The 23120-nt window shown below is 72.3% G+C and carries 22 protein-coding genes; 18 read left to right on the top strand and 4 right to left on the bottom strand.

The window, feature by feature from the left end; translation table 11 throughout:
- Nucleotides 1–62 precede the first annotated feature (62 nt).
- Both ACWEJX_RS19345 and nagB read left to right on the top strand, forming a co-directional pair.
- Nucleotides 63–824 (top strand): SDR family oxidoreductase, encoded by a 762-nt coding sequence (locus ACWEJX_RS19345; RefSeq protein WP_451608641.1) that lies wholly within the window; start codon nucleotides 63–65, stop codon nucleotides 822–824.
- Nucleotides 825–1017: 193 nt separating this feature from the next.
- Nucleotides 1018–1803 carry a glucosamine-6-phosphate deaminase gene (nagB, locus tag ACWEJX_RS19340; protein ID WP_403792253.1) on the top strand — a complete coding sequence of 262 codons (786 nt, stop codon included), beginning with the start codon at nucleotides 1018–1020 and terminating at the stop codon, nucleotides 1801–1803.
- A gap of 231 nt (nucleotides 1804–2034) precedes the next feature.
- On the opposite strand, the gene ACWEJX_RS19335 is transcribed toward nagB, so the two are convergent.
- The 4 genes from ACWEJX_RS19335 to ACWEJX_RS19320 form a co-directional block, all read right to left on the bottom strand.
- Nucleotides 2035–3555 carry a glycoside hydrolase family 3 protein gene (locus ACWEJX_RS19335; protein ID WP_451608640.1) on the bottom strand — a complete coding sequence of 507 codons (1521 nt, stop codon included), beginning with the start codon at nucleotides 3553–3555 and terminating at the stop codon, nucleotides 2035–2037.
- A 9-nt stretch (nucleotides 3556–3564) separates the two neighbouring features.
- Entirely contained in the window at nucleotides 3565–4344 is a 780-nt protein-coding gene (locus ACWEJX_RS19330) for a carbohydrate ABC transporter permease (protein WP_451608680.1), read from the bottom strand.
- 113 nt (nucleotides 4345–4457) lie between these two features.
- Complete coding sequence (locus tag ACWEJX_RS19325; protein WP_451608639.1) at nucleotides 4458–5480, bottom strand: carbohydrate ABC transporter permease; 1023 nt, start codon at nucleotides 5478–5480, stop codon at nucleotides 4458–4460.
- Between the two features lie 206 nt (nucleotides 5481–5686).
- Nucleotides 5687–6982: an extracellular solute-binding protein gene (locus tag ACWEJX_RS19320; RefSeq protein ID WP_403792258.1), complete on the bottom strand. Its 1296-nt coding sequence runs from the start codon at nucleotides 6980–6982 to the stop codon at nucleotides 5687–5689.
- Nucleotides 6983–7272: 290 nt separating this feature from the next.
- On the opposite strand from ACWEJX_RS19320, the gene ACWEJX_RS19315 reads away from it, so the two are divergent.
- From ACWEJX_RS19315 to ACWEJX_RS19240, 16 genes are all read left to right on the top strand, one after another.
- Nucleotides 7273–8037 carry a GntR family transcriptional regulator gene (locus ACWEJX_RS19315; protein WP_345492086.1) on the top strand — a complete coding sequence of 255 codons (765 nt, stop codon included), beginning with the start codon at nucleotides 7273–7275 and terminating at the stop codon, nucleotides 8035–8037.
- A 492-nt stretch (nucleotides 8038–8529) separates the two neighbouring features.
- Nucleotides 8530–8706, top strand: a complete 177-nt coding sequence (locus ACWEJX_RS19310; RefSeq protein WP_451608638.1) for a hypothetical protein — start codon at nucleotides 8530–8532, stop codon at nucleotides 8704–8706.
- A 26-nt stretch (nucleotides 8707–8732) separates the two neighbouring features.
- Nucleotides 8733–9011 (top strand): hypothetical protein, encoded by a 279-nt coding sequence (locus ACWEJX_RS19305; RefSeq protein ID WP_451608637.1) that lies wholly within the window; start codon nucleotides 8733–8735, stop codon nucleotides 9009–9011.
- A 53-nt stretch (nucleotides 9012–9064) separates the two neighbouring features.
- A complete protein-coding gene (locus ACWEJX_RS19300) occupies nucleotides 9065–10129 on the top strand; it encodes a glycosyltransferase family 2 protein (protein ID WP_451608636.1) in 1065 nt (354 codons plus the stop codon).
- A 47-nt stretch (nucleotides 10130–10176) separates the two neighbouring features.
- The gene (locus ACWEJX_RS19295) at nucleotides 10177–11139 is read left to right on the top strand and encodes a UbiA prenyltransferase family protein (RefSeq protein ID WP_451608635.1); all 963 of its coding nucleotides are present in this window, start codon (nucleotides 10177–10179) and stop codon (nucleotides 11137–11139) included.
- Nucleotides 11136–12302, top strand: a complete 1167-nt coding sequence (locus ACWEJX_RS19290) for a lysylphosphatidylglycerol synthase domain-containing protein (RefSeq protein ID WP_451608634.1) — start codon at nucleotides 11136–11138, stop codon at nucleotides 12300–12302. The genes ACWEJX_RS19295 and ACWEJX_RS19290 overlap by 4 nt, the downstream gene beginning before the upstream one ends.
- Nucleotides 12260–13693, top strand: coding sequence for an aspartate aminotransferase family protein (locus ACWEJX_RS19285; protein WP_451608633.1), 1434 nt, complete (start codon nucleotides 12260–12262; stop codon nucleotides 13691–13693). Before ACWEJX_RS19290 ends, ACWEJX_RS19285 begins: the two co-directional genes overlap by 43 nt.
- Nucleotides 13687–14760, top strand: coding sequence for an NAD-dependent epimerase/dehydratase family protein (locus ACWEJX_RS19280; RefSeq protein ID WP_451608632.1), 1074 nt, complete (start codon nucleotides 13687–13689; stop codon nucleotides 14758–14760). The genes ACWEJX_RS19285 and ACWEJX_RS19280 overlap by 7 nt, the downstream gene beginning before the upstream one ends.
- 12 nt (nucleotides 14761–14772) lie before the next feature.
- Nucleotides 14773–15816: a glycosyltransferase family 2 protein gene (locus tag ACWEJX_RS19275; protein ID WP_451608631.1), complete on the top strand. Its 1044-nt coding sequence runs from the start codon at nucleotides 14773–14775 to the stop codon at nucleotides 15814–15816.
- Nucleotides 15809–16951, top strand: a complete 1143-nt coding sequence (locus ACWEJX_RS19270; protein WP_451608630.1) for an endonuclease/exonuclease/phosphatase family protein — start codon at nucleotides 15809–15811, stop codon at nucleotides 16949–16951. Before ACWEJX_RS19275 ends, ACWEJX_RS19270 begins: the two co-directional genes overlap by 8 nt.
- Before the next feature lie 4 nt (nucleotides 16952–16955).
- A complete protein-coding gene (locus ACWEJX_RS19265; RefSeq protein ID WP_451608629.1) occupies nucleotides 16956–17936 on the top strand; it encodes an endonuclease/exonuclease/phosphatase family protein in 981 nt (326 codons plus the stop codon).
- Nucleotides 17936–18901 carry an aldo/keto reductase gene (locus ACWEJX_RS19260; RefSeq protein ID WP_451608628.1) on the top strand — a complete coding sequence of 322 codons (966 nt, stop codon included), beginning with the start codon at nucleotides 17936–17938 and terminating at the stop codon, nucleotides 18899–18901. Before ACWEJX_RS19265 ends, ACWEJX_RS19260 begins: the two co-directional genes overlap by 1 nt.
- The gene (locus ACWEJX_RS19255) at nucleotides 18891–20717 is read left to right on the top strand and encodes a hypothetical protein (RefSeq protein WP_451608627.1); all 1827 of its coding nucleotides are present in this window, start codon (nucleotides 18891–18893) and stop codon (nucleotides 20715–20717) included. The genes ACWEJX_RS19260 and ACWEJX_RS19255 overlap by 11 nt, the downstream gene beginning before the upstream one ends.
- Before the next feature lie 58 nt (nucleotides 20718–20775).
- A complete protein-coding gene (locus tag ACWEJX_RS19250; protein WP_451608679.1) occupies nucleotides 20776–21759 on the top strand; it encodes a LuxR C-terminal-related transcriptional regulator in 984 nt (327 codons plus the stop codon).
- Between the two features lie 96 nt (nucleotides 21760–21855).
- Nucleotides 21856–22110: a DUF3311 domain-containing protein gene (locus ACWEJX_RS19245; protein ID WP_451608626.1), complete on the top strand. Its 255-nt coding sequence runs from the start codon at nucleotides 21856–21858 to the stop codon at nucleotides 22108–22110.
- Nucleotides 22107–23120: sodium:solute symporter family protein (locus ACWEJX_RS19240; protein ID WP_451608625.1), on the top strand; the 1014-nt coding region annotated here is incomplete at its 3' end. The genes ACWEJX_RS19245 and ACWEJX_RS19240, both read left to right, overlap by 4 nt.

Genomic DNA, 23120 nt, shown 5'->3' with positions numbered 1-23120 from the left:
CTACGGAAAGTGGTGTACGGTCTTTTCGTAACGACCGCTACAGAAGTGAGGGGGGCGCCGCCATGGGTGCGCTCACGGGGAAGACGGCACTGGTCACGGGCGGCAGCCGGGGCATCGGGCGGGCGATCGCCGAGCGCCTGGCGCGGGACGGGGCACGAGTCGCCGTGCATTACGGGAGCAACGGGACGGCGGCCGAGGAGACGGTCACCGCGATCGAGGCGGCGGGCGGCGAGGCGTTCGCGATCGGGCAGGAGCTGGGTGTCCCGGGGGACGCGGCGGCGCTGTGGGCGGCGTTCGACGCGGCCGTGGGCCCGGACGCCGGCCTGGACGTCCTGGTGAACAACGCGGGAATCGGCGCCTCGGCGCCCTTCGCGGCGATCGGCGAGGAGGAGTACGACCGGATCTTCGCGGTCAACACCAAGGCGCCGTTCTTCCTTGCGCAGCTCGGCGCGGAGCGGCTGCGCGACGGGGGCCGGATCGTGAACGTGTCGACCGGGCTCTCGCACGCCGCGATGATGCCGGACCTGATGGCGTACGCGATGTCGAAGAGCGCGCTCGACGTGTTCACGCGCTATCTGTCGAAGGTGCTCGGCCCGCGCGGGATCACGGTGAACGCGGTGGCGCCCGGGATCGTCGACACGGACGTCAACGCGGGCTGGCTGCGGGGGAACGCGGAGGCATGGGCGGGGGCGGCGGCGATGTCGGCCCTCGGGAAGGTCGGGGCCCCCGAGGACATAGCCGACGTGGTGGCCTTCCTCGCCTCGCACGACGGGCGCTGGGTGACGGGCCAGTGGATCGACGCGACGGGAGGCTCGCTGGCCTGACGGGCGGTTGCCGAGGCGGGATTCGAGTGGCCCGCGGGACGGGTGCGGCTGACGATGAGAGGGGGTTGTTCACGGGGCGGAACGGCATGGGCCGAGGGCCTGCGCTCTGCTAGATTTGGGACTAGATTGGTCTATACCACATAGGTGACCACATCGGCCCTCAGCAGCCCCTCACCAGATCGGCAGGCACAGCGTGGAAGTTGTCATCGTCAAGGACGCCAAGGCGGGCGGCGAGCTCATCGCGGACGGCATCGCCGGCCTCCTGCGCCGCAAGCCCGACGCGCTGCTCGGCGTGGCCACCGGCTCGACCCCGCTGCCCATCTACGACGCCCTGATCGCCAAGGTGGCCGCGGGCGACGTGGACGCCTCCCGGGCCCGGATCGCCCAGCTCGACGAGTACGTGGGGCTGCCGGCCGGGCACCCGGAGTCGTACCGGTCGACGGTGCTGCGCCAGGTCGTGGAGCCGCTCGGGCTCTCCCAGGACGCCTTCATGGGCCCGGACGGCTCGGCCGAGGACGTCCAGGCGGCCTGCGAGGCGTACGACCGGGCGCTGGCCGAGGCCGGCGGCGTCGACCTGCAGATCCTCGGCATCGGCACCGACGGGCACATCGGCTTCAACGAGCCGTGCTCCTCGCTCGCCTCCCGCACCCGGATCAAGACGCTCACCGAGCAGACCCGCGTCGACAACGCGCGCTTCTTCGACGACGACATCGAGCAGGTGCCGCACCACGTCATCACGCAGGGCATCGGCACCATCCTGGAGGCCCGTCACCTGGTGCTGCTGGCCACCGGCGAGGGCAAGGCCGAGGCCGTGGCGCAGACGGTCGAGGGCCCGGTCGCCGCGCTGGTGCCGGCCTCCGCGCTGCAGCTGCACCCGCACGCGACCGTGGTCGTGGACGAGGCCGCCGCCTCCAAGCTGAAGCTGGCGGACTACTTCCGCCACACCTACGCGAACAAGCCGTCCTGGCAGGGCATCTAAAGGCCCGCGCGAGCCCGTGAACGGAAGGGGCCCGGCACCAGGATCTGGTGCCGGGCCCTCTGCCGTACCGGGACCGGGTACGGGGCTGGTACGGGACCGGTTACGGGCCGGTACGGGTCCGGGCCCGGCTGGTACGGGACCGGTACGGGTCCGGGCCCGGCTGGTACGGGACCGGAACCGGTTACGGGACCGGGCCCGGGTACGGGACCGGGCCTGGGTACGAGGCCGGGCTCAGCGGCCGGCGATGGCCTCCGCCGCGGCCTGGCCGCAGACGCGGGCGGCGCCGTGGGTGGCGATGTGGAGGGCGCCGCGGGGCTCCGACTCGTCGAGGCCCATCTCCACCACCACGGTGTCGGGGCGGGCGGCGAGCAGGGCGTCGAGGGTGCCGGACATCCACGGGTGGCGGTGGGCGTCGCGCACGACGGCGACCACGCGCCGCTCCCCCGCGGCGGCCAGCACGGCGTCGGCCGAGGCGTCCGCCCCGTACGAGCCGGTGCGGGTGCCGGGCAGGAGCCGCTCCAGCTCGGCGGCGATGCCCCACGGGGTCTCGTCGCCGACGGCGAAGTTGGCGGCGGGCGTGAAGGAGGCCACGTAGGGGGCGTCCGTCACCGGAGCGAAGGGCCGCTCGCCCGGGGTGATCGTGAGGGCCCGGCGGGCCGCGACGAGTCCGACGTCGGTGCCGGGCGCGGTCCCCTCCTGTGTCGCCGCGCCCGGCCCCGTTCCAGCCCCCCTGGCCCGGTGCGCCTGGGTCCAGGCCGCCAGCGCGCGGACGCGCTCGGCGGCGTCTGCCAGCCGCTCCTCGGGCAGTTCACCGGTCCGTACCGCCGTCACCAGCGCGTCGCGCAGCCGCAGCACGGTCTCCTCGTCGGCCAGCCCGCCGCCGACGCAGATGGCGTCGGCGCCCGCGGCGATCGCGAGGACGGATCCGCGCTCGATGCCGTAGGTCGCCGCGACGGCCTGCATCTCCATGCCGTCGGTGACGATCAGGCCCTCGAAGCCCAGCTCCTGGCGCAGCAGACCGGTGAGGATCTGCGGGCTCAGGGTGGCCGGACGATCCGGGTCGAGCGCGGAGAGCAGGATATGCGCGCTCATGACGGCTTTGGAACCCGCCGCGATGGCGGCGCGGAAAGGTACCAGCTCACGGGCGTGCAGTGTGGCGAGGTCCACATCGATACGGGGCAGCGCGTCGTGCGAGTCCACGTTGGTGTCGCCGTGCCCCGGGAAGTGCTTGGTGCAGGCGGCGACGCCCACGGCCTGGAGGCCGTCGACGTAGGCCACGGTGTGCCGGGCGACCAGATCGGGGTCGGCGCCGAAGGAGCGCACCCCGATGACCGGGTTCTCGGCGTTGGAATTGACGTCGGCCGAGGGCGCCCAGTTGAGGTCGACCCCGCAGGCGACGAGCCGGCGGCCCAGCTCGCGGGCCACGGCCCGGGTGAGCTCGACGTCGTCGACGTGGCCGAGGGCGTAGTTGCCGGGGAACGAGGAGCCCTCGTTGACCTCCAGGCGGGTGACGTCGCCGCCCTCCTCGTCGATGGCGACCAGGACGTCGTCCCGCTCGGCGCGCAGCCGCGCGGTGAGCGCGGCGAGCTGCTCGGGGGAGACGACGTTCCGGCCGAAGAGTCCGACCGAGGAGAGGCCCTCGCCGATCCGGCGGAGCAGCCAGTCGGGGGCGGTGGTGCCGACGAAGCCCGGCTGCAGGACGGTGAGCGCGTCCCGGGTCAGGGTGTCCGTGCTGGTTGCGAGCGTGGTCATGGGGCGCCGTTATCCCTTCACCGCGCCGGCGGTCATGCCGCCGACGGCCTTGCGCTGGAGGAAGAGGAAGACGATCAGGACGGGGAGCGCGAAGAGGGTCGAGGCGGCCATGGTGGCGCCCCAGTCGTTGCCGAACGCGGTCTGGAACTGGGTCAGCCAGAGCGTCAGGGTCTGCGACTCCTTGTCCTTGTTGAGCATGAGGATCATCGCGAACTCGTTCCAGGCCGTGATGAAGCCGAAGATCGAGGTCGACATCAGGCCCGGGGCGAGCAGCGGGAAGATGACCTTGCGGAAGGCCTGGCCGCGGGTGCAGCCGTCGATCTGGGCGGCCTCCTCCAGCTCGACCGGGACGGCGGCGATGAAGCCGCGCAGGGTCCAGATGGTGAAGGGCAGCACCATCACGAAGTAGATCGCCGTGAGGACCGGGATGCTGTTCAGCATGTCGTTGTCGCGGGAGATCATGTACATCGCGATGGTGAGGACCTCCCACGGGGCCATCTGCGCCATCATCACGACGAGCACGATGGCCTTGCGGCCGCGGAACCTCATCCGGGCGAGCGCGAAGCTCGCCAGCAGGGCCACGAAGAGGGCGAGCACCACGGCGCCGACGGTCACCACGAGGCTGTTGGTGACATAGGTCCAGAAGAGGTCGACGCCGGTGGCGGTCGAGTAGTTCTCAAGGGTCGGCTTGAAGACGAAGACCGGGTCCTTCGTCATGATCTGGTGCTGCGGCTTCAGCGAGGACGCGAACATCCAGTAGACGGGGAAGACGAACACCACCGCGATCACGAGGGCGGAGAGGTTCTTGACGACGGCGCCGGCCGTGAGCCGCTTGCGGGTGCGGTACTTCTTCGGCGCGGCCGGGGCGGCCTCGGCGGCCGGACTGGTGGTGCTCACGGTGCTCACAGCTCCTCCTCCTGCTTCAGGATCAGGCGGAAGTAGAAGGACATGATCGCGATCAGCATCACGATGGTGAGGACGGAGATGGCCGCGGCGACGCCGTAGTGGAACTGGCCGACGCCCTCGATGTAGGCGAAGACGGGCAGCGTCTCGGAGGCGCGGTCGGGGCCGCCCTTGTTCAGGGCGTAGATCTGCGTGAACGCCTTGAAGATCCAGATCACTTCGAGGAACGTCGTGATCATGAAGAAGGGCTTGAGGTTCGGGAAGACCACGGCCCAGAAGGTGCGCCAGCCGTTCGCGCCGTCCATCTTGGCGGCCTCGTACAGCTCGGTGCCGATGGTGGTCAGACCGGCGTACATGTTGAGGGCGACGAACGGGATGGAGCCCCAGGCGATCAGGATCATCGAGATCACCAGGGTGGAGAAGCCCGTCTCGAACCAGTTGTGCTGCTCGTAGCCGGCGAAGCCGAGCGTGCGCATCAGCCAGTTGACGACGCCGAACTGCTCGTCGAAGAGCCACTGGAAGACGGTGACGGAGGCGACGATCGGCATGGCCCAGGCGAAGACCAGGGACAGCGAGAGCACCAGCCGCATCTTCTTGCCGAGCCGGTTGAGCAGCAGGCCGATGCCGGTGCCGACCGCCATGGTGAGCAGGACGCTCGCGGCGGTGAAGACGACGGAGCGGACGACGACGGTCCAGAACTCCGAGTCGCTCAGCAGGGAGGTGTAGTTGTCGAAGCCCGTCCACACCGTCTCGCGGGTGATGAACTCCTTCCGGCCCAGCTCCTGGAACGAGAGGATCACGTTGCGGATCAGCGGGTAGAGGAGCAGCGCCGCCATCGACAGCAGGGCCGGTGCGACGAGCAGGTACGGCAGCAGCCCGCTGGGCAGGGAGCGTCTCCCCCGCGAGGGCTGAAGGACTTCCTTCGGGCCGGAACTGGCCGGCGGGGTCTGTGACTTCCCTGCCGCCCTCCCGGGCGCGTCCTGGGGACCGGCGGTCGCCGTCCCCTGGGAGTCCACGGTCATGGTCTTCTTCCTCGCGGTTCTGGGGCTCCCGTGCCCACCGGGGCGCGGCCCGGGGGAGCGGGCCGCTGAAAACTGCGGAGCGCCGGCGGTGCGGTCCGGTTGGGGCCGCACCGCCGGGGCTACGTGTGACTACTGCTGTGCAGTTTCGTCAGTAACTTCAGTTTCTTCAGTAACTGCTGCTGTTACCGCTGCTGTTACCGCTGCTGTTACTGCTGGTTGACGCGCTCGCCGATGACCTTGTCGGCGGCCTCGGCGGCGGCCTTGGCGTCGCCGCCCTTCAGGACCTTGGTCATGTAGTCCTTGATCGGGTTCGGGGCGGTCTCGACGTTCGCCCAGCCCGGGGTCACCGGGGTGATCTTGCCGACGCCGGCGGCCAGGGCCATGGCCTCGGCGAACGAGCCGGCGGCCGGCTTGAACTGCGCGGCGTCGTTGTTCGGGAGCAGCGCGCCGGCGGTGGCCTCGGCGTACTTGGTCATCTGCTCCTTGCCGGCGGCGAGGGCCAGCCACTCCTTGGCGAGGTCCTTGTTCTGGGAGCGCTCGGCCACGGCGAGGTTGGAGCCGCCGAAGAACACGGAGCCCGGCTTGTCGGCGGTCTTGCCCGGGATCGGGAAGTAGCCGAAGTCGGCGGTCTTGCCGGCCTTCTTCATGGCGTCGATCGCGCCGCCGGCCTCCCAGCCGAGACCGATCCAGGACGCCACGCCGCCCTTGGGGACGATGTCGGTGGACTGCTGCGGGGTCGCCTCGTCCTTGTCCTTCGGAGCGGTGGAGTAGGACGCCAGCTCCTTGTAGAAGTTCATGGCGTTGAGGGCCTCGGGGGAGGACAGGGCGCCCTTCCACTTGTCGCCGTCCTTGACGGCGAGGTCGCCGCCCTCGTCCCAGACGAAGCCCGCGAGGACGTACCAGCTCTGGCCGGGCAGGTAGATGGGCTGCGACTTCGGGTCGGCGGCCTTGAGCTTCTTCAGGCCGTCGATCCACTCGGCGCGAGTCTTCGGCGGGGTGACGCCGGCCTTCTTGAAGGCGGCCTTGTCGTAGACGACGACGCGGCTGGCGGCGTACCACGGGGCGGAGTAGAGCTTGCCGTCGAGCTCGGCCGAGGCGGTCATGCCCTTGTTCCAGCCGTCGTAGCCCAGCTTGGCCTTGTCGCCGGAGAGGTCGGCGAGGCCGCCGGTGACCGCGTAGCCGGCGGTCTGGGTGTTGCCGAGCTCAAGGACGTCCGGCGGGGTGTCCTCGGAGAGGGCGGTGGTGACCTTCTCCTGGATGCCGTTCCACTGCTGCTTCTCGACCTTGACCTTGACGCCCGGGTGCTTGGCCTCGAACTCCTTGTTGACGCCCGCCATCCAGGCGTCGGGCGCCGAGCCGTCCATGACCCAGACGGTCAGGGTCTTGTCGCCACCCTGGGCCTTGCCGCCCTTGTCACCCTTGTCGCCGCTGTCCGTACCGCACGCAGCGACGGAGACCATCATGCCCGCGACGCCGATCGCCGCGATGAGCTTGCGCTTCACGCCACCCTCCTCAGGGATGCCTGCTCCCCCTCCCACCGCGCGAAGACGCGAGACATACGTCGAGTAATGCTGTGGGGCTGGGACCCGGTCTTTAATGGTGTAGACCAGTACCCGGAGCTTGGCCTAGACCTTTAGGGGTGTCAAGGGTGTATAAGAAGGGCAGTCGGGTCCGTTATCGGACCGACACCTGAGGGAGGGCGACGACCCGTGACCGGTCCGTGCCACCATGTGAGCCGCGACAGACGGAGGAGCCGGTGACGGCAGCAGCACAGGCATCGGGAAGGCAGGCCATGGCCACGGACGCGGGCAGCACGGAGACAGAGGGCGGCGCAGCCACCCGTACCGCGCGCGTGCCCAAGTACTACCGCCTGAAGCGGCATCTGCTCGACATGACGGAGACCCTGCCCCCCGGCACACCGGTCCCGCCGGAGCGAACGCTCGCCGCGGAGTTCGACACCTCGCGCACCACGGTGCGCCAGGCCCTGCAGGAACTGGTGGTCGAGGGCCGCCTGGAGCGGATCCAGGGCAAGGGCACGTTCGTGGCCAAGCCCAAGGTCTCCCAGGCCCTCCAGCTCACCTCGTACACCGAGGACATGAGGGCCCAGGGCCTGGAGCCCACCTCGCAGCTCCTCGACATCGGATACGTGACGGCCGACGACACCCTCGCCGGACTGCTCGACATCTCCCCCGGCGGCCGGGTGCTGCGCATCGAGCGGCTGCGCCTGGCGAGCGGCGAGCCGATGGCCATCGAGACCACGCACCTGTCCGCCAAGCGCTTCCCCGCGCTGCGGCGTTCGCTGGTGAAGTACACCTCGCTCTACACGGCGCTCGCCGAGGTGTACGACGTGCACCTGGCCGAGGCCGAGGAGACCATCGAGACCTCGCTCGCCACCCCCCGCGAGGCCGGCCTGCTCGGTACGGACGTGGGCCTGCCGATGCTGATGCTCTCCCGGCACTCGCTCGACGCCCAGGGCGAGCCGGTCGAGTGGGTGCGCTCGGTGTACCGCGGCGACCGCTACAAGTTCGTGGCCCGCCTCCAGCGCCCCAACGGCTGACACCTTCTCCCAGCGGACGGCCGCACCCCCTCGACGGGGTGCGGCCGTCCGGCGTTGCAGGGGGTACAGGGGGTATGGGGCCGGGCGCACGGGTCCAGGACGGGACCGGTCGTTCGAAGCCGGGCGCACGAAGGCCAGGCGTCCGGAGCCGGGTGTACGGGTCCGGGCGTACGAAGCCGGGCGTACGAAGCCAGGCGTACGAAGCCAGGCGTACGAAGCCAGGCGTACGGGGCCGGGGCGGGAGGCCGTCGTTCCGCCCGGCACCTTTCGCCTGGCAGGAACGTGACGCCCGCGCGGAAGGCGCTGGTCAGCCGCGCGCGAGGCGCACCGGGCCGCGCTGTCCCCAACCGGCCACGCGGTTGGCGCCACTCGTTTTCCGGTGACACCGGGCCCCGGCCGGGCCAGTCTTGAACCCGTCGAAGCCGCCCCGGAGCACGGGAGCGGCACCGGGGCCCGGCCCCGAACCCCCCTTACACGGAAGGCTGCTCCGCCATGCGCACGCTCGCCCGTTTCGCACCGATCGCCCTTCTCGTCCCCGTCGCGGCCGCGCTCGTCCTCTCCCTCGGCGCGGGGACGACGAGCACGGAGCAGACCACCGTCACCGCCGAGGGCGTCGTCGCGGCGACCCCGCAGCCGGGTGACACCGGCGACGGCTTCTCCTGGGGCTGAGCACCATCTACCTCGTCGGCATCTCGATGAGGGCGCCGGACGACGAAGCCGCCCCGGGCGACCGACCCCCACCACCGCCGTCCGCGTCCCGGCTCGTCGAGACGCTGCACCGCCTCGCCCGGCCGCAGGACCGCTTCGAGTGCGCCCGGGCGCTGGTCCTCGACCGCTCGGTCCGGCTCGCCCTGTACGTCGGGGCCCCCGACGAGATCGAGGCCGTCGGCCACGCGCTGCGGCTCTGCCTGCGCCTCCTCGGCCACTCCCCCGAACTCCGCCACCACCGCATCGCGGACTTCCGGCTCCTCTGAGCCCCCAGCCCCCCACTTCACAGTCGGCACCCGACACACTTCGAGGAACAGCCATGCCCAGGGCCCGTCCCAGCGTGTCCGTCATCATCCCCAACTACAACTACGAGAAGACCCTGCGCGCCTGTCTCGCCTCGGTCCTCGCCCAGACCCACGCCCCGCTCGACGTCATCGTCGTCGACGACGCCAGCACCGACCGGTCCCGGGACATCGCCCGTGAGTTCGGCGTCGTGCTCATCGCCAACCCGCGCAACCGCGGGGTGTCCGCGGCCCGGAACCTCGGGGCAGCCGCGGCCCGCGGCGAGATCCTCTTCTTCCTCGACTCGGACACCGCGCTGCACCCCGAGGCCCTGGCCAACGCCGTCGACCTGCTCGAAGCCGATCCCGGACTCGGCTGTGTGCACGGCGTCCTGGACCCCGAGCCGCTCTTCGACGACGGCCCGGTCGAGCGCTACCACGCCCTGCACGCGCACTTCTGGCGCCGCCGGGCCGCCGGCGAGGTGCGCACCGCCTTCTTCGCACTCGGCGCCATCCGCAAGGAGGTCTTCGAGCGGGTCGGCCCCTTCGACGAGAACCTGCGCGACTCGGAGGACGTCGAGTACAGCGGCCGGCTGGTGCGCTCGCACCGGATCCTGATGACCCCGGCGATCCGCGGCCGGCACGACGACGTCGACCGGCTCGGGGCGATGCTCTCGGAGCAGTACCGCCGCTCCCAGCTGCTCGTCGCGGCGCTCGGCCAGATGCGGCAGGGCGGACTCACCGCCAACCGGCCGCTCGGCGTGCTCGCCGCGGCCCTCACCCTGCCGACCCTGCTCCTGGGACTGCTCTCCCCCTGGCTGCTGCTCGTACCCGCGCTCTGCGCGCTGCTCTTCGCCTGCGCCGACCCGGGACTCAGCCGCTTCGCGCTGCGCACGAGGGGCCCCGGCTTCCTCCTCTTCTTCACCGCGGTCCATTTCGTCCTCCACCAGGCGATCGTCCTCGGCGCGGCGCGCGGAGTCGTCCGCTGGCTCACCGAGCCGGACTTCGGACCGAGCGTCCGCCGCCGCGCGACGACGACGGCAGCCACCACCACGGCCAAAGCCACAGCCACAGCCCCCACGAGCCCCAAGACCCCCGTCTGACGCCCGCCGTTCCCTCCCCCCACCCCTCAGGACTCAGGAGTCCGTTCATGGCCACGCCCACGCTCACCGGCCGTCAGGCGCCGCCGGCCCGACCGCCGTCCTCCCGGCCGCCCAGTCGGCTCGCCGACCTCACCGCCCTGGTCCGCCCCGGACAGTGGACCAAGAACCTCGTCGTCGTCCCCCTCGGACTGCTCGGCGCGCCCCGCACCGACGCCGGCGCGCTCGGCGGCGCGCTCGCCGCCCTCGCCGTCTTCACCCTGGCGTCCGCCCTGGTCTACCTGGTCAACGACCTCGGCGACCGGGACCGCGACCGGCGGCACCCGGAGAAGCGGCACCGGCCGATCGCCGCCGGCCGGATCGGCACGGCCACCGCGGTCTCCTTCGCCGCCGCCCTCGCCGCGCTGCTCCTCGCGACGGTCGGCCTGACCGTCGCCACCGGCACCGCCGGGCTCGCCGACTGGTGGCCGGTCGCCGCGTACCTGGTACTCAACGCCGCGTACAGCAGGGGGCTCAAGCACGTGCCGCTGCTCGACGTCTTCATCGTCGCCCTCGGCTTCGTGCTGCGCCTCGCACAGGGCTGCCTGGCCTCCGGGAACCCGGTGCCCAGCTGGCTCGCGCTCGGCCTCTTCTCGCTCTGCCTGCTGCTGATCCTCGGCAAGCGGCGGCACGAGATGGCGGTCGGCGGGGTGCTGCACCGGCCGGCGCTGCGCGGCTACACCGTGGGCTTCCTCGACCAGCTGCTCGCCTTCACCGCGGTCCTCGCGGCGGTGAGTTACGTGCTGCACGTCCAGGCCAGCCCGGTCTTCGGTACGCACGGGCCGCTCGTCGCCGTCCTCACGGCGCCGCTCGCGCTGTTCGGGCTCGCCCGCTACCTCCAGCTGCTCGTCGTCGACGCGGGCGGCGGCAACCCCACCCGCGCGCTGTTCAGCGACCGGATGACCGTCTCCAACGCGCTGCTGTGGGCCGGGCTGCTGGCCGGCGCCTGGCTGCTCGGCCGGCTCGGCTCATGACCGCGACGCCCCCGACAGCCCCGCCGACCCCGACCACCCCACCGACCCGGACGACCTCGCCGACCCCGACGCCCCGGACGGCCTCGCCGGCCCCACCGACCCCACCGACCCAGACGACCCCGACGACCCCGACGACCCCGACGACCCCGCCGCCGCCCGTCCGGCGAGGCCCGAAACGCCTGCTCCGCCTCCTCTTCCCGCTCGCCGTCGCCGCCGGCGTCGGCGTCGCCCTGTACGAGCGGGCCGGCGACCTCGCCGCGCTCGTGCTGCGGCCCGGCTCCGTCCCGTACCTCCTCCTCGCCCTCGCGGCCAACGCCGCCGCCGTCCTGTTCACCATGGCCACCTGGCGCTCCCTCCTCTCCGATCTCGGACCGGGGCTGCCGGGCCGGACCGCGACCCGGATCTACTTCACGTCCTACCTCGGCAAGTACGTGCCGGGCGCGGTCTGGGGCGTCCTCGCCCAGCTGCGGATGGGCGGCGCCGCCGGGGTGCCCGCGCCCGTCGTGCTCACCGTCTTCCTGCTCAACGTGATCGTCGCCGTCCTCACCGGCCTCGCCGTCGGACCCGTCGCCGCGCCCTGGACGCTCGGCACCGGGGCCTGGTGGCTGGTGCTGCCCGGCGCGGCCACCCTGGTGCTCGCCGTGAAGCCGCGGCTGCTCAACCGGCTGGCCGCGTTCGCCGCCCGGCTGGCCCGCCGGCCGGCTCCGCAGGCCCGGGCGAGCGCCCGCGGCATGCGCCGGGCGCTCGCCGCGGCCACCGCCTCCTGGGCGGTGTCGGGCCTGCACCTGTGGGCGCTCGCGGTGATGCTCGGCGCGCCGCCGCTGACCGCGCTGCCGGTCTGCGTGGGCGGCTTCGCCCTGGCCACGGCCGCGGCCAGCCTCGTGGTCGTCCTGCCGGACGGCTGGGGGGCCCGGGAGGCCCTGCTGCTGCTGTCGCTGACCGCCGTCCTGCCCTGGCGGGAGGCGACCGCCGTCGCGGTCGCCAGCCGGGTGGTCTGCACCCTCAGCGAGGTCCTCGTCGGCGGCGCCGCCCTGCTCCTCACCCTGCCCCGCGAGCCCCACCGCTCCCCCCACCGCTCCCCCCGCTCCCCCCACACCTCCGACCGAACCGAAGGAACCCCATGCCAAGGCAGCTCTACACCGTCGACGACTGCGAGTCGCTGACCACCAAGCAGGTCCACGGCCTCTACAAGGACCATGTCAACAAGGCCCAGGTCTCCCTGATGACCTCCTTCGGCTTCGGCCAGGAGCTCGTGGCGAGCGCCGAGGGCGTCTGGATCACCCAGCGCGACGGCCGGCGGGTGCTCGACTTCACCGGCGGCGTCGGCGTCCTCAACCACGGCCACAACCACCCGCGGATCCTCGCCGCCCGGCAGCGCTTCCAGGAGCGCCGCAGCATGGAGGTCCACAAGACGTACTTCTCGCCGTACGTCGCCGCGCTCGGCCACAACCTCGCCCAGCTCCTCCCGGGCGACCTGAACATGTCGTTCTTCCCGAACTCGGGCGCGGAGGCGGTCGAGGGCGCGGTCAAGCTCGCGTACAAGTACCACGGCGGGCGCCGCTCCCGCGTGCTGCGGGCCGACATCTCCTTCCACGGCAAGCTGCTCGGCTCGGGCAGCCTGACCGGGCAGAACCAGTCGACGTTCCAGTTCCCCGGCATCCCGGGCGTGGGGATCTTCCGCTACGGCGACCTGGAGTCCGTACGGAAGCTGGTGGCCGAACTCCGCACCGCCAGGGGCGAGTCGGACGTGTACGCGATCCTCATCGAGCCGCTGTCCGCCTCCACCATGAACGAGTGCTCGGAGGAGTTCCTGCGCGGGCTGCGGGAGTTGTGCACGGCCGAGGACATCGTGCTGCTCTTCGACGAGATCTACACCGGCTGGGGCAAGACCGGCACGCTCTTCCACTTCATGCGGTACGAGGGCCTGGTCCCCGACATCCTCACCACCTCCAAGTCCTTCGGCGGCGGCAAGTCCTCCATCTCGGCCTTCGTCGCCCGCGAGCCCGTCTTCCGCAAGGCGTACGACAACCTGACCGACGCCCTGCTCCAGTCGACGTCCACCACCTACTACGGCTTCGGCGAGGAGGCGGTCACCGCCATCGAGGCCGTCAACGTGGCGGTCGAGGACGACTATCCGGCGCGCGCCCGGGCGATCGAGCGGATCCTCGGCCCCGGTCTGGAGCGGATCGCCAAGGAGCACCCGGAGGTGGTGGCCGAGGTACGCGGGGCGGGCGCGCTGCACGGCGTCTTCCTGCACAAGGGCCCGAAGGTCCTGGAGCTGGTGACGAAGCTGGTGCCGGGAGCGATGACGAAGGACCCGCGCTTCCGCACCAAGCTGATCACCTCGTCCGTGGTCAACGCCCTCTACCGGGACCACGGCGTCTACACCTACTACACGCTCAACGGCGACAACCCGCTGATGGTCGCGCCCTCGCTGGTCGCCGAGGAGCACGAGGTCGAGTTCTTCCTCGACTGCCTGGACAAGACGCTCGCCCAGGGTCTGCCCCGGCTGCTCACCCGTTTCGTCAAGGAGAAGGTGTCGTCGCTGTGGTAACCCCCGCTGGAACAACACGGGCCGTGGTCACCGGCGGTGCCGGAATGCTCGGTTCGACGCTCGTCCGCCGGCTGCTCGCCGACGGCCACCAGGTGCACTGCGTGGACCTGCGGGCGCCGGGCACCGCGCACGAGAACCTCACCCACACCGTCTCGGACGTCCGGGACGAGGTCACCATGAAGCGGGTCACGGACGGTGCGGACGTCGTGGTGCACTGCGCCGCCGCCCTGCCCAGCTACCCGGCCGACACCATACGTTCGGTGATCGTCGGCGGTACGGAGGCGGTGCTCGGCGCCGCCGCGGCGAACGCCGTCCCGCGGGTCGTGCACATCTCCTCGACCGCCGTCTACGGGCTGCCGAAGGTGGTGCCGACGCCCGAGGAGTACCCGCGCGAGCCCGTCGACACGTACAGCGCCGCCAAGGCGGAGGCCGAGGAGGTCGCCGAGCGCTTCCGGGGCGGTGACATGTGCGTGCCGATCCTGCGGCCCAAGACCTTCCTCGGGCCGGGCCGCATGGGCTTGTTCGCCATGCTCTTCGAGTGGGCCGAGGAGGGCCGGAACTTCCCGGTCCTCGGCCGCGGCGACGTACGGATCCAGATGTTCGACGTGGACGACCTGGTCGACGCCGTCGTCACCGCGATGCACGCGCCGGCCGAGCGGGCCGACGACACCTTCAACCTCGGCGCCACCGACTTCGGCACGCTCCGCGAGGACTTCCAGGCCGTCCTGGACGCGGCCGGCCACGGCAAGCGGGTCCGCTCGCTGCCCGCCCGGCCCGCGCTCGCCGCGCTCAGCCTGCTCCAGCGCTCCGGACTCTCCCCGGTCTACGGACGGCTGCTCCACAAGCTGCTCGACGACAGCTTCGTCTCCACCGACAAGGCCCGTGACGTGCTCGGCTTCCGGCCGAGGCACTCCAACCAGGACGCGATCCTGCGGACGTACGCCTGGTGGCGCGAGCAGCAGGCGCAGGCCCGGCAGTCCACCCGCCCCGCGAAGAAGAGCGAGGGCGTCACCAGTGTCGAACCGTGGCGGCAGGGGGCCCTCTCCCTCGCCAAGGTCCTCTTCTAGGAGAACCCGATCATGTCCCTCCCCCTGGTCTCCGTCATCGTCCCCAACTACAACTACGGCCGCTCGATCGGCCTGTGCGTCGAGGCCGCCCTCGCACAGACGTACCCGAACATCGAGGTCGTCGTCGTCGACGACTGCTCCACCGACGACTCCGCCCGGATCGCGGCCGAGGCGGGCGCCCGGGTGGTGTCCACCGGCGTCAACAGCGGGGTCGCCGTCGCCCGCAACCTCGGCGCCGAGCTCACCTCGGGCGAGATCCTGGTCTTCCTCGACTCCGACGTCGCCATGCACCCCGACGCCGTCGCGAACGCGGTCCGGCTCCTCGGGACCGGCGAGCGGTACGGGGCGATCTGCGGCACCTACGAGCCCGAGCCGCTGATCCGGGACAGCCTGATCGAGGAGTACCGCTCGCTCCAGCAGTACTACCTGCTGCTGAGGTCCGAGGGCGTCATCACCACCGTCCACACCGCGATCCTGGCCATGCCCCGCCGCGTCTTCGAGGAGGTCGGCCCCTTCAACCCCATCCTGCGCCACACCGAGGACCAGGACTACGGCCGCCGGATCTCCGAGCGGTACACGGTGCTCAGCTCCCTTGAGGTGCGGGGCCGACACGACCACGACGACACCCTGAAGATCGTCCTCGACAAGGTCTTCGCCCGCGCCCGGCTCGCCGTGCCGCTCATCCTCGGCCGGCGCCACCTCCAGGGCGGCTTCGTCACCGGCCCGCGCGCCGGCGCCAGCCTCGCCGCGCCGCTCTCGGTGGCCGCGCTGGCCGCGCCGCCGCTGTGGGGCGCGGTGTGGGCGCTGCTGCCGCTGACCCTGTTCGTCCTGGGGGTGCTCGGCGACCTGGACATGTACCGGGAGGTGCGGCGGCACCGGGGCCGGTTCTTCCTCGGCTACTTCGTCGCGGTCAACTTCCTGGTGAACCTGACGGTGTTCGCGGCGATCGCGGTCGCCGGGGTGCAGTGGCTGTGCTCGGCGCGCTTCCGGCACCTGTACGACCCGCAGCCGCGCCCGGAGCCGGCGCCTTCCCCGGCGGGTGCGGGCCGTGGCTGACACGCTCGCGCCCGAGGCCGTACGGGAGTCCTCCCCGGCGTCGGTACGGCCCCGGGGGCGCCGCAGAGGGCGGCTCGTGGCGGGCGCGGCCGTGGCCTGGCTGGTGCTGCTGCTCGTCGAGTGGGCGGCCGACGGCCGGATCTGGCTCGGCAACCTGGTCGGCATCGTGCCGCCCGCCGCCTTCGTCCTCGTCCCGCTGCTGCTCGCCGCCCTGGCGCCGCTCGCCCGCGGCGCGGCGCGGTGGCGGAGCCTCGGCGCCGCGGGCCTCGCGCTGCTCCTCGGCCTCGGCCAGTCGGGCGTCGACCCGGCGGCGCTCTGGCGGGCCGAGCCGCGGCCGGGATCGGACGCGGTCCGGGTCCTCGCCTGGAACACCAACTCGTGGAACCAGATGCTCGGCACCCAGCACCACTTCTACGCCTTCCTGAAGGCGAAGCACGCCGACGTGTACCTGCTGCACGAGTACCAGCACGTGACCGCCGACCGGAAGGGCCGGCTGCCCGTCGACGATCTGGCGCGGCTGCGCCAGGAGTTCCCCGGTTACGGGATCGCGGTCCGCGGCGAGCTGGTGACGCTGTCCCGCTTCCCGATCGTCGGGCAGCCGGCCGTCGGCCCGGCCCGGGCGGTGCCGACGGGCGCCGACTGGGCGACGACGTACCGGGAGAGCAAGGTGCTGCGCACGGACGTGCTGGTCAGGGGCCGGGTGGTGTCGTTCTACAACGTGCACATGCCGGTGTGGAACAGCATGCCGGACGGCCTCCTCTCGCCCGCCTTCTACCGGCACATGCGGGAGCGCTTCGCCCCGCGCCGGGCGCAGTACGAAGGGCTTGAGGCCGATCTGGCCGCGAACCGCCACCCGGTGGTCGTCGCCGGGGACTTCAACGCGACGGCCGCGATGGCGGATCTGGACCCGCTGCGCGATCGGCTGGCCGACGCGGCGGACGTGAGCACCGACCCGTACCCGACGAGCTGGGAGGAGGGCGGCTGGAAGCCGTTCTGGCGCACCGACTGGGCGTTCACCGGGAACGGGGCGCGGGCCGAGCGCTACTCCTTCGGCGACCCGGAGAAGCTGTCGGACCACGCGACGCAGGACCTGTGGGTCGGGCTGCCGAGGGACACGGAACGGGGCGGGGGCTGACGCCGTGGTCTTCCTGTGCGCCCTGCTCTGGGCGGTCTTCCTCGCACTGCACCTCGTGCTCAACGGGCGCTGGTGGGCCTGGCTCGCGGTCTCGCTGCTGCCGCCCGTCGCCCTCGCCGCCGTACCGCTGGCGCTGCTCGTCGCCGCCTCGGTCACCGGCGCCTGGGGCGCGGCGGCGCTCGCGGCCTGCTCGCTGCTGGTCGCCTGGCCGCAGAACGGCGTCAACCTGCGGGCACTCCGGCCGGTCTCCGTCCCAGGAGGGCTGCGGCTCGTCTCCTGGAACACCCAGCACTGGAACCAGGGCGGCGACCCCGACCGGTTCTACGGCTTCCTGCGCGGCCTCGACGCGGACGTGTACGTCCTGCAGGAGTACCTCAACGGCTTCGAGGGCGGCGAGGTCTGGGACATCGACGACGAGGAGCGGCTGCGGGCCGCGTTCCCGGGCCACCACCTGGCGATCGACAACAACGCGGTGACGCTGTCCCGGTTCCCGCTCGCCGGGCCGCCGGTGCCGGTCGGTGCCTGCTCGCTCCGCGCGGACCTGCGGGTCGGCGCCGGGACCCTGTCCACGTACAACGTGCACATCCCGGTCCAGCTCACCGTCATGAACCCGCTGCGCCCGGCCTTCTTCCGGGACATGCGGCGCCGGGCGGCGGCCCGCGACGCCGAGTACGCGGCGCTCGTCGCCGACCTGCGGGGCAACCCGCACCCGGTCCTGGTGACCGGGGACTTCAACACCAGCGCGGCCATCGGGGACATCCGGCGGCTGCCCCGCTCGTTGCGCGACGCGATCGGCGCCTGCCGCTCGCTCCTGCCCGCGAGCTGGCACGCCCGCTCCAGGCTGCGGCTGTGGCGGATCGACTGGGCCTTCACGGGCGGCGGCGCCCGCGTCGGCTCGTACCGCTTCCGCGACGCCGAGGGCCTCTCCGACCACCTGGTCCAGGAACTGACCGTCACCACACCCTGCTCGGAAAGGGAGATCTGATGGAGTACACGACGCTCGGCGGGCCCGGCGGCCCGCGGGTGAGCACGCTGTGCCTGGGCACGCTGCCCTTCGGCACCCGCATCGACGAGGAGACCGCCTTCGCCGTCCTCGACCGCTTCCACGAGGCCGGCGGCACGTTCATCGACACCGCCAACACCTACGCCTTCTGGGAGCCGGGCGCCACCGGCGCCGAGAGCGAGCTGCTCATCGGGCGCTGGCTGCGCAGCCGGGGCGTGCGGGACGAGATGGTCCTCGCCACCAAGGTGGGCGCGCTGCCCGATCCGCCCGGCTCGGCCTGGCCGCAGTGCGCGGAGGGGCTCTCGGCGCCGGTGCTGCGCCGCCAGGTCGAGCAGAGCCTGCGGAACCTGGGCACGGACCGCATCGACCTGTACTACGCGCACATCGACGACCGGGCGACGCCGGTGGCCGAGACGATGGGCGCCTTCGGCGAGCTGGTCGCCGCCGGGAAGATCGGCCGGGCCGGCTGCTCCAACTTCGCCGCCTGGCGGATCGAGGAGTCGCGGGGCGCCGCCCGGGCCGCCGGGGTGCCGGACTACGCGGCCGTGCAGCAGCGCTACACCTATCTGCGGCCGCGCCCGGGCGCCGACTTCGGCGTGAACCCGCACGCCTCCGAGGAGCTGCTCGACTACCTGGGCACGCGGCCCGAGCTGACCTTCACGGCGTACACGACCCAGCTCACGGGCGCCTACACCGACCCGGGCAAGGAGGTGCCCGAGCAGTACCGGCACGCCGGTTCGGAGCGGCGCCTGAAGGTGCTCGGCGAGGTCGCCGCAGCGCTTGGCCGGTCCGCGAACCAGGTGGTCCTGGCGTGGGCGCTCGGCGGGGCGCTGCCGGTGCTTCCGGTGATCGGGGCGAGTTCGCCGGCGCAGCTCGACGAGGCGCTGGGCGCGGTGGGGCTGCGGCTCGACGAGGAGCTGAGGAAGCGGCTCGACGATGCCGACTGACCGGGGGCGCCTCGGGGCGATCGGCGTGGTGTGGCTGCTGGCGCTGCTGGTCGGCGGGGCGGTCGCGGTGGCGGGCCTCGGCCGGCTCGACCAGTCCTTCACCGCCACCGGCGGGCCCGGCCACCGCGCCAACCAGACGATCCACGCCCGGTACGGCAACGGGGCGGCCGTCCCGCCGCTGGTGGCGGTGGCGGCGGTACGGGACCGGGCCGCGGCCGGCCGTTTCGCCGAAGCGGTCGCCCGCGCGGCGGGCCCGGACGCCCGCACCCTGACGCGTACGGAGGGCGGCACCGCGTACGCCCTGATCTACCCGGGCGCGGGGAAGCCGGACCTGGCGGGCCTGACCGCCGTCGAGGACACGACGAGGGCGCTGCGGGCCGCCGGGGTGGAGGTGACGGGTGTGCTGCCGCTGACGACGGACAGCGCGGCGGCCGGCCCCGGCCCCCTGGCGCTCGTCCTGAAGGCGGCCTGCGCGCTCGGCTTCCTGGCGCTCCTCGCGTGGGCCTTCCGCTCGCCGCTCGGGGTCCTGGCCCCGCTGCTGCTCGCCGCGACGGTCTCGGTGGCCTCATTGCTGCTGGTCGAGGCGGTGGCCTCGGCCGTTCCGGTCAGCTTCGTCGTGGTCTATCCGATCCCGGTGACGGCCCTGGTGGTCATGGTGCGGCGATGGGCGCGGCCGCCGGGCGCGGTCACGGTCACGGGAGTCGCGGCGGGCGCGGCGGCCTTCACCGCGCTGGCCTGCTTCCCGGCGGTGTTCCTGCGCTCGATCGGCATCGCTGGGGCGGCGGTGTGCGTGGTGGGTGTGCTGGTGACGCTGACGCTGGAGCCGTTGCTGCGGTCGGCGGTGGGAGCGGGGCGGCGCGGACGGCCCGGCGTCTCGCGCCGGGCCTGGGCCCGCCCCGTCTCGTTCGTCGCCTTCGCCCTCCTCCTGCTCTGCGCGGGTGCGGCGCCCCTGCTCCGGGTCGGCAACCCCGAGGCCCGTGCCCTGGTGGCCGCCGGCCCGGCGCGGGAGGGGCTCGGCCGGCTCGAAGCGGCCGGGGTCGCGGCCGGTGTGCTCAACCCGCTGGAGGTGCTGGTGCCTTCGGGCGCGGCCGAGGAGGTGGTGCGCAGGGCGTCCGCGGTGCCGGGCGTGCGGTTCGCGGCTGCGCCGAGCGGGCCCGGGTGGCGCCGGGGCGGTACGGCCCTGGTCGTGGTCGTGCCGGAGGAGGAGCCGATGACGGCCGGGGGCGCCCGGGCCGTCGATGCGGTGCGGGCGGCGCTCGCCGGGACCGGCGCGCTGGTCGGGGGTTCGGGGGTGGTGGACCGGGATCTGGTGGACGGTGACTACGGGTTGCTGCCGTACGCGGTGCCGGTGGTCGCGCTCGTCGCCTTCGGCGTCCTCGTACGGAGGCAGCGGCACGCGGCGGCCCGGTCTCTCCTGGGCGCGCTGCTCGCCGCGGCCGCGGCGGCCGGCGGGCCGGTGCTGCTGTGGCAGTTCGGGCCGGCCGGGACGGGCGCGGTGACGGGCTGGGTGCCGCTGGTGGTGGGGGCGTTCGCGTTCTGCGTGTCCCTGGAACGTTCGGCGGCGGCCGTCCCCGTGCCGTCCCCCTCCGGCTCCTCCCCTTCGCCGGCCGGGGCCACCGACGCGGCCGGCCTCCTGGCGGCCGCCGCGGGCGCGCTCGCGGTGCTCGCGGTCGGGATCGGCCCGCAGGTCGAACTGGCGCTGCTCGTCTCGGCGTTCGCGCTGACCGCGCTGCTGGACGCGCTGGGCGGCCGGGTCCTCGCCGTACCGGCCGCCCGCCCCCGTCTCACTCCTTGGAGTTCACCCCAATTGGTCTAGACCTAGACGGGTGCACCCCTCTAGCATCGACGACCGCTACAGCGAGGGGGAGATAGGAATGCTGGAGGCGCTCGGCATCAAGGAGCCGACGGAGACCGTCTACCGTCTGCTCCTGGAGCGGCCCGAGTACGGGGTGACGGAGATGGCGGCCCATCTGGGCCGCACCGAGACGGAGGTGCGCGAGGCCCTGCTCTGCCTCGCCGACCTCAGGCTCGTCCTGATGGACGAGGACTCGGGCGAGGTGGAGCCGTACTCCCCGGACGTCGGCTTCTCCTTCCTGCTCTCCCGCGCCGAGGCCGAACTCAGCAAGCGCAGACGCCAGGTCGAGCAGGCGGGCCGGGCGGTGGCCGGGATCCTCGCCACCTACGCCGACTGCCCGGACCATCCCGCCCGGCACGACGTCGTCCACCGGATCACCGGCCTCGACGCCGTGCGCGAACGCCTGGAGGACCTGGCGGCCGGCGCCCGCACCGAGTGCCTCTCGCTGCTCCCGGGCGGGGCCCAGCTGCCCGACACCATGGACGCCAGCCAGCCGCTGGACCAGCTCGCCCTGGAGCGCGGGGTGCGGATCCGGTCGATCTACCAGGAGAGCTTCCGCAACGACCCGCCGACCGCCGACTACGTGCGCTGGTACTGCGGCCTCGGCGGCGAGGCCCGTACCGTGCCCGTCGTCCCCATGCTCATGGTGATCGTCGACCGCGAGGCCGCCCTCGTCCCCGTCGATCCGGAGGACGCCCGCGCCGGCGCCCTGGAGGTCCGCAGCCCCGGCCTGGTGCACGCCCTCGTCGTCCTCTTCGACCGCCTCTGGGACGCGGGCACCCCCTTCGGCGAGGCCCCGCGCCGCGACGAGCACGATCTCTCGCCGCAGGAGCGCGAGTTGCTGATGCTCCTCGGCATCGGCTGCACCGACGACATCGCCGCGCGCCGGCTCGGGGTCTCCCTGCGCACCGTGCGGCGGATGAGTTCGGAGCTGATGTCGCGGCTCGGCGCGCGCAGCCGTTTCGAGGCGGGCGTGCGGGCGGTGAAGGAGGGCTGGCTGTGAGTCTCATCCGTTATACGGACAGGGGTTCCGCGAATCGAAGCGGTCCCCTAGATTTCCCCGTCATTACGAGGTGATCAGCGAGGGGACGGAATCGCCATGTCAGAAGCCGCACAAGGGAAACAACCGGTCGTCACACCCCTCAGGGTGGTGATCGCCGTCTGCCTCGTCGCGCCGTTCGTCGCGATGCTCTGGGTGAGCTCCTACGCGAAGGTGGACCCCGCCTTCATGGGGATCCCGTTCTTCTACTGGTACCAGATGCTCTGGGTGCTCATCTCCACCGCGCTGACCGTGGTGGCCTACAAGCTGTGGCAGCGTGACCAGCGCGCCCGCAAGGGAGGTGACGCGCGATGAAGGACGGCGTGAACGGCGTCGCGCTCGGCGTCTTCGTCTTCTTCTTCCTGGCCGTCACGGTCATGGGCTTCCTGGCGGCCAAGTGGCGCCGGGCCGAGAACGAGCACAGCCTGGACGAATGGGGCCTGGGCGGACGCTCGTTCGGCACCTGGATCACCTGGTTCCTGCTGGGCGGCGACCTCTACACCGCGTACACCTTCGTCGCCGTCCCGGCGGCGATCTACGCGGCGGGCGCGGCCGGCTTCTTCGCCGTGCCGTACACGATCCTGGTCTACCCGCTGATCTTCACCTTCCTGCCCCGCCTGTGGTCGGTGTCGCACAAGCACGGGTACGTGACGACCTCGGACTTCGTCCGCGGCCGCTTCGGCTCCAAGGGCCTGTCGCTCGCGGTCGCCGTCACCGGCATCCTCGCCACCATGCCGTACATCGCGCTCCAGCTGGTCGGCATCCAGGCCGTCCTGGACGTGATGGGCGTCGGCGGCGGCGAGAACACCAACTGGTTCGTGAAGGACCTGCCGCTGCTCATCGCCTTCGGCGTGCTCGCGGCGTACACCTACTCGTCCGGTCTGCGCGCGCCCGCGCTCATCGCGTTCGTCAAGGACACGCTGATCTACATCGTCATCGCGGTGGCGATCATCTACATCCCGATCAAGCTCGGCGGCTTCGACGAGATCTTCGGCAAGGCGGCCGAGGCGTACAAGACGATCAACCCGCTGACCCACAAGCCCAAGGGCGCCCTGGTGCCCGGCGAGGCCGGCCAGTGGACGTACGCGACGCTCGCGCTCGGCTCGGCGCTCGCGCTCTTCATGTACCCGCACTCGATCACGGCGACGCTCTCCTCCAAGAGCCGCAACGTGATCCGCCGCAACACCACGATCCTGCCGCTGTACTCGCTGATGCTGGGCCTGCTCGCGCTGCTCGGCTTCATGGCGATCGCCGCCGGGGTGAAGGTGACCAACGGCCAGCTCGCCATCCCGCAGCTCTTCGAGAACATGTTCCCGGACTGGTTC

The organism is Streptomyces sp. NPDC004788, from assembly GCF_053601115.1.
Note: the sequence above shows the minus strand (reverse complement) of the source record. Positions and strands in the feature narration are given on the sequence as shown.

Coding starts and splice junctions, on each gene's coding strand:
- ACWEJX_RS19310 (WP_451608638.1), top strand. CDS start 8,530: ATGCGCACGCTCGCCCGTTTCGCACCGATCGCCCTTCTCGTCCCCGTC.
- ACWEJX_RS19275 (WP_451608631.1), top strand. CDS start 14,773: ATGTCCCTCCCCCTGGTCTCCGTCATCGTCCCCAACTACAACTACGGC.
- ACWEJX_RS19290 (WP_451608634.1), top strand. CDS start 11,136: ATGACCGCGACGCCCCCGACAGCCCCGCCGACCCCGACCACCCCACCG.
- ACWEJX_RS19245 (WP_451608626.1), top strand. CDS start 21,856: ATGTCAGAAGCCGCACAAGGGAAACAACCGGTCGTCACACCCCTCAGG.
- ACWEJX_RS19305 (WP_451608637.1), top strand. CDS start 8,733: ATGAGGGCGCCGGACGACGAAGCCGCCCCGGGCGACCGACCCCCACCA.
- ACWEJX_RS19295 (WP_451608635.1), top strand. CDS start 10,177: ATGGCCACGCCCACGCTCACCGGCCGTCAGGCGCCGCCGGCCCGACCG.
- ACWEJX_RS19325 (WP_451608639.1), bottom strand. CDS start 5,480: ATGACCGTGGACTCCCAGGGGACGGCGACCGCCGGTCCCCAGGACGCG.
- ACWEJX_RS19255 (WP_451608627.1), top strand. CDS start 18,891: ATGCCGACTGACCGGGGGCGCCTCGGGGCGATCGGCGTGGTGTGGCTG.
- ACWEJX_RS19315 (WP_345492086.1), top strand. CDS start 7,273: ATGGCCACGGACGCGGGCAGCACGGAGACAGAGGGCGGCGCAGCCACC.
- ACWEJX_RS19345 (WP_451608641.1), top strand. CDS start 63: ATGGGTGCGCTCACGGGGAAGACGGCACTGGTCACGGGCGGCAGCCGG.
- ACWEJX_RS19335 (WP_451608640.1), bottom strand. CDS start 3,555: ATGACCACGCTCGCAACCAGCACGGACACCCTGACCCGGGACGCGCTC.
- ACWEJX_RS19260 (WP_451608628.1), top strand. CDS start 17,936: ATGGAGTACACGACGCTCGGCGGGCCCGGCGGCCCGCGGGTGAGCACG.
- ACWEJX_RS19285 (WP_451608633.1), top strand. CDS start 12,260: ATGCCAAGGCAGCTCTACACCGTCGACGACTGCGAGTCGCTGACCACC.
- ACWEJX_RS19250 (WP_451608679.1), top strand. CDS start 20,776: ATGCTGGAGGCGCTCGGCATCAAGGAGCCGACGGAGACCGTCTACCGT.
- ACWEJX_RS19300 (WP_451608636.1), top strand. CDS start 9,065: ATGCCCAGGGCCCGTCCCAGCGTGTCCGTCATCATCCCCAACTACAAC.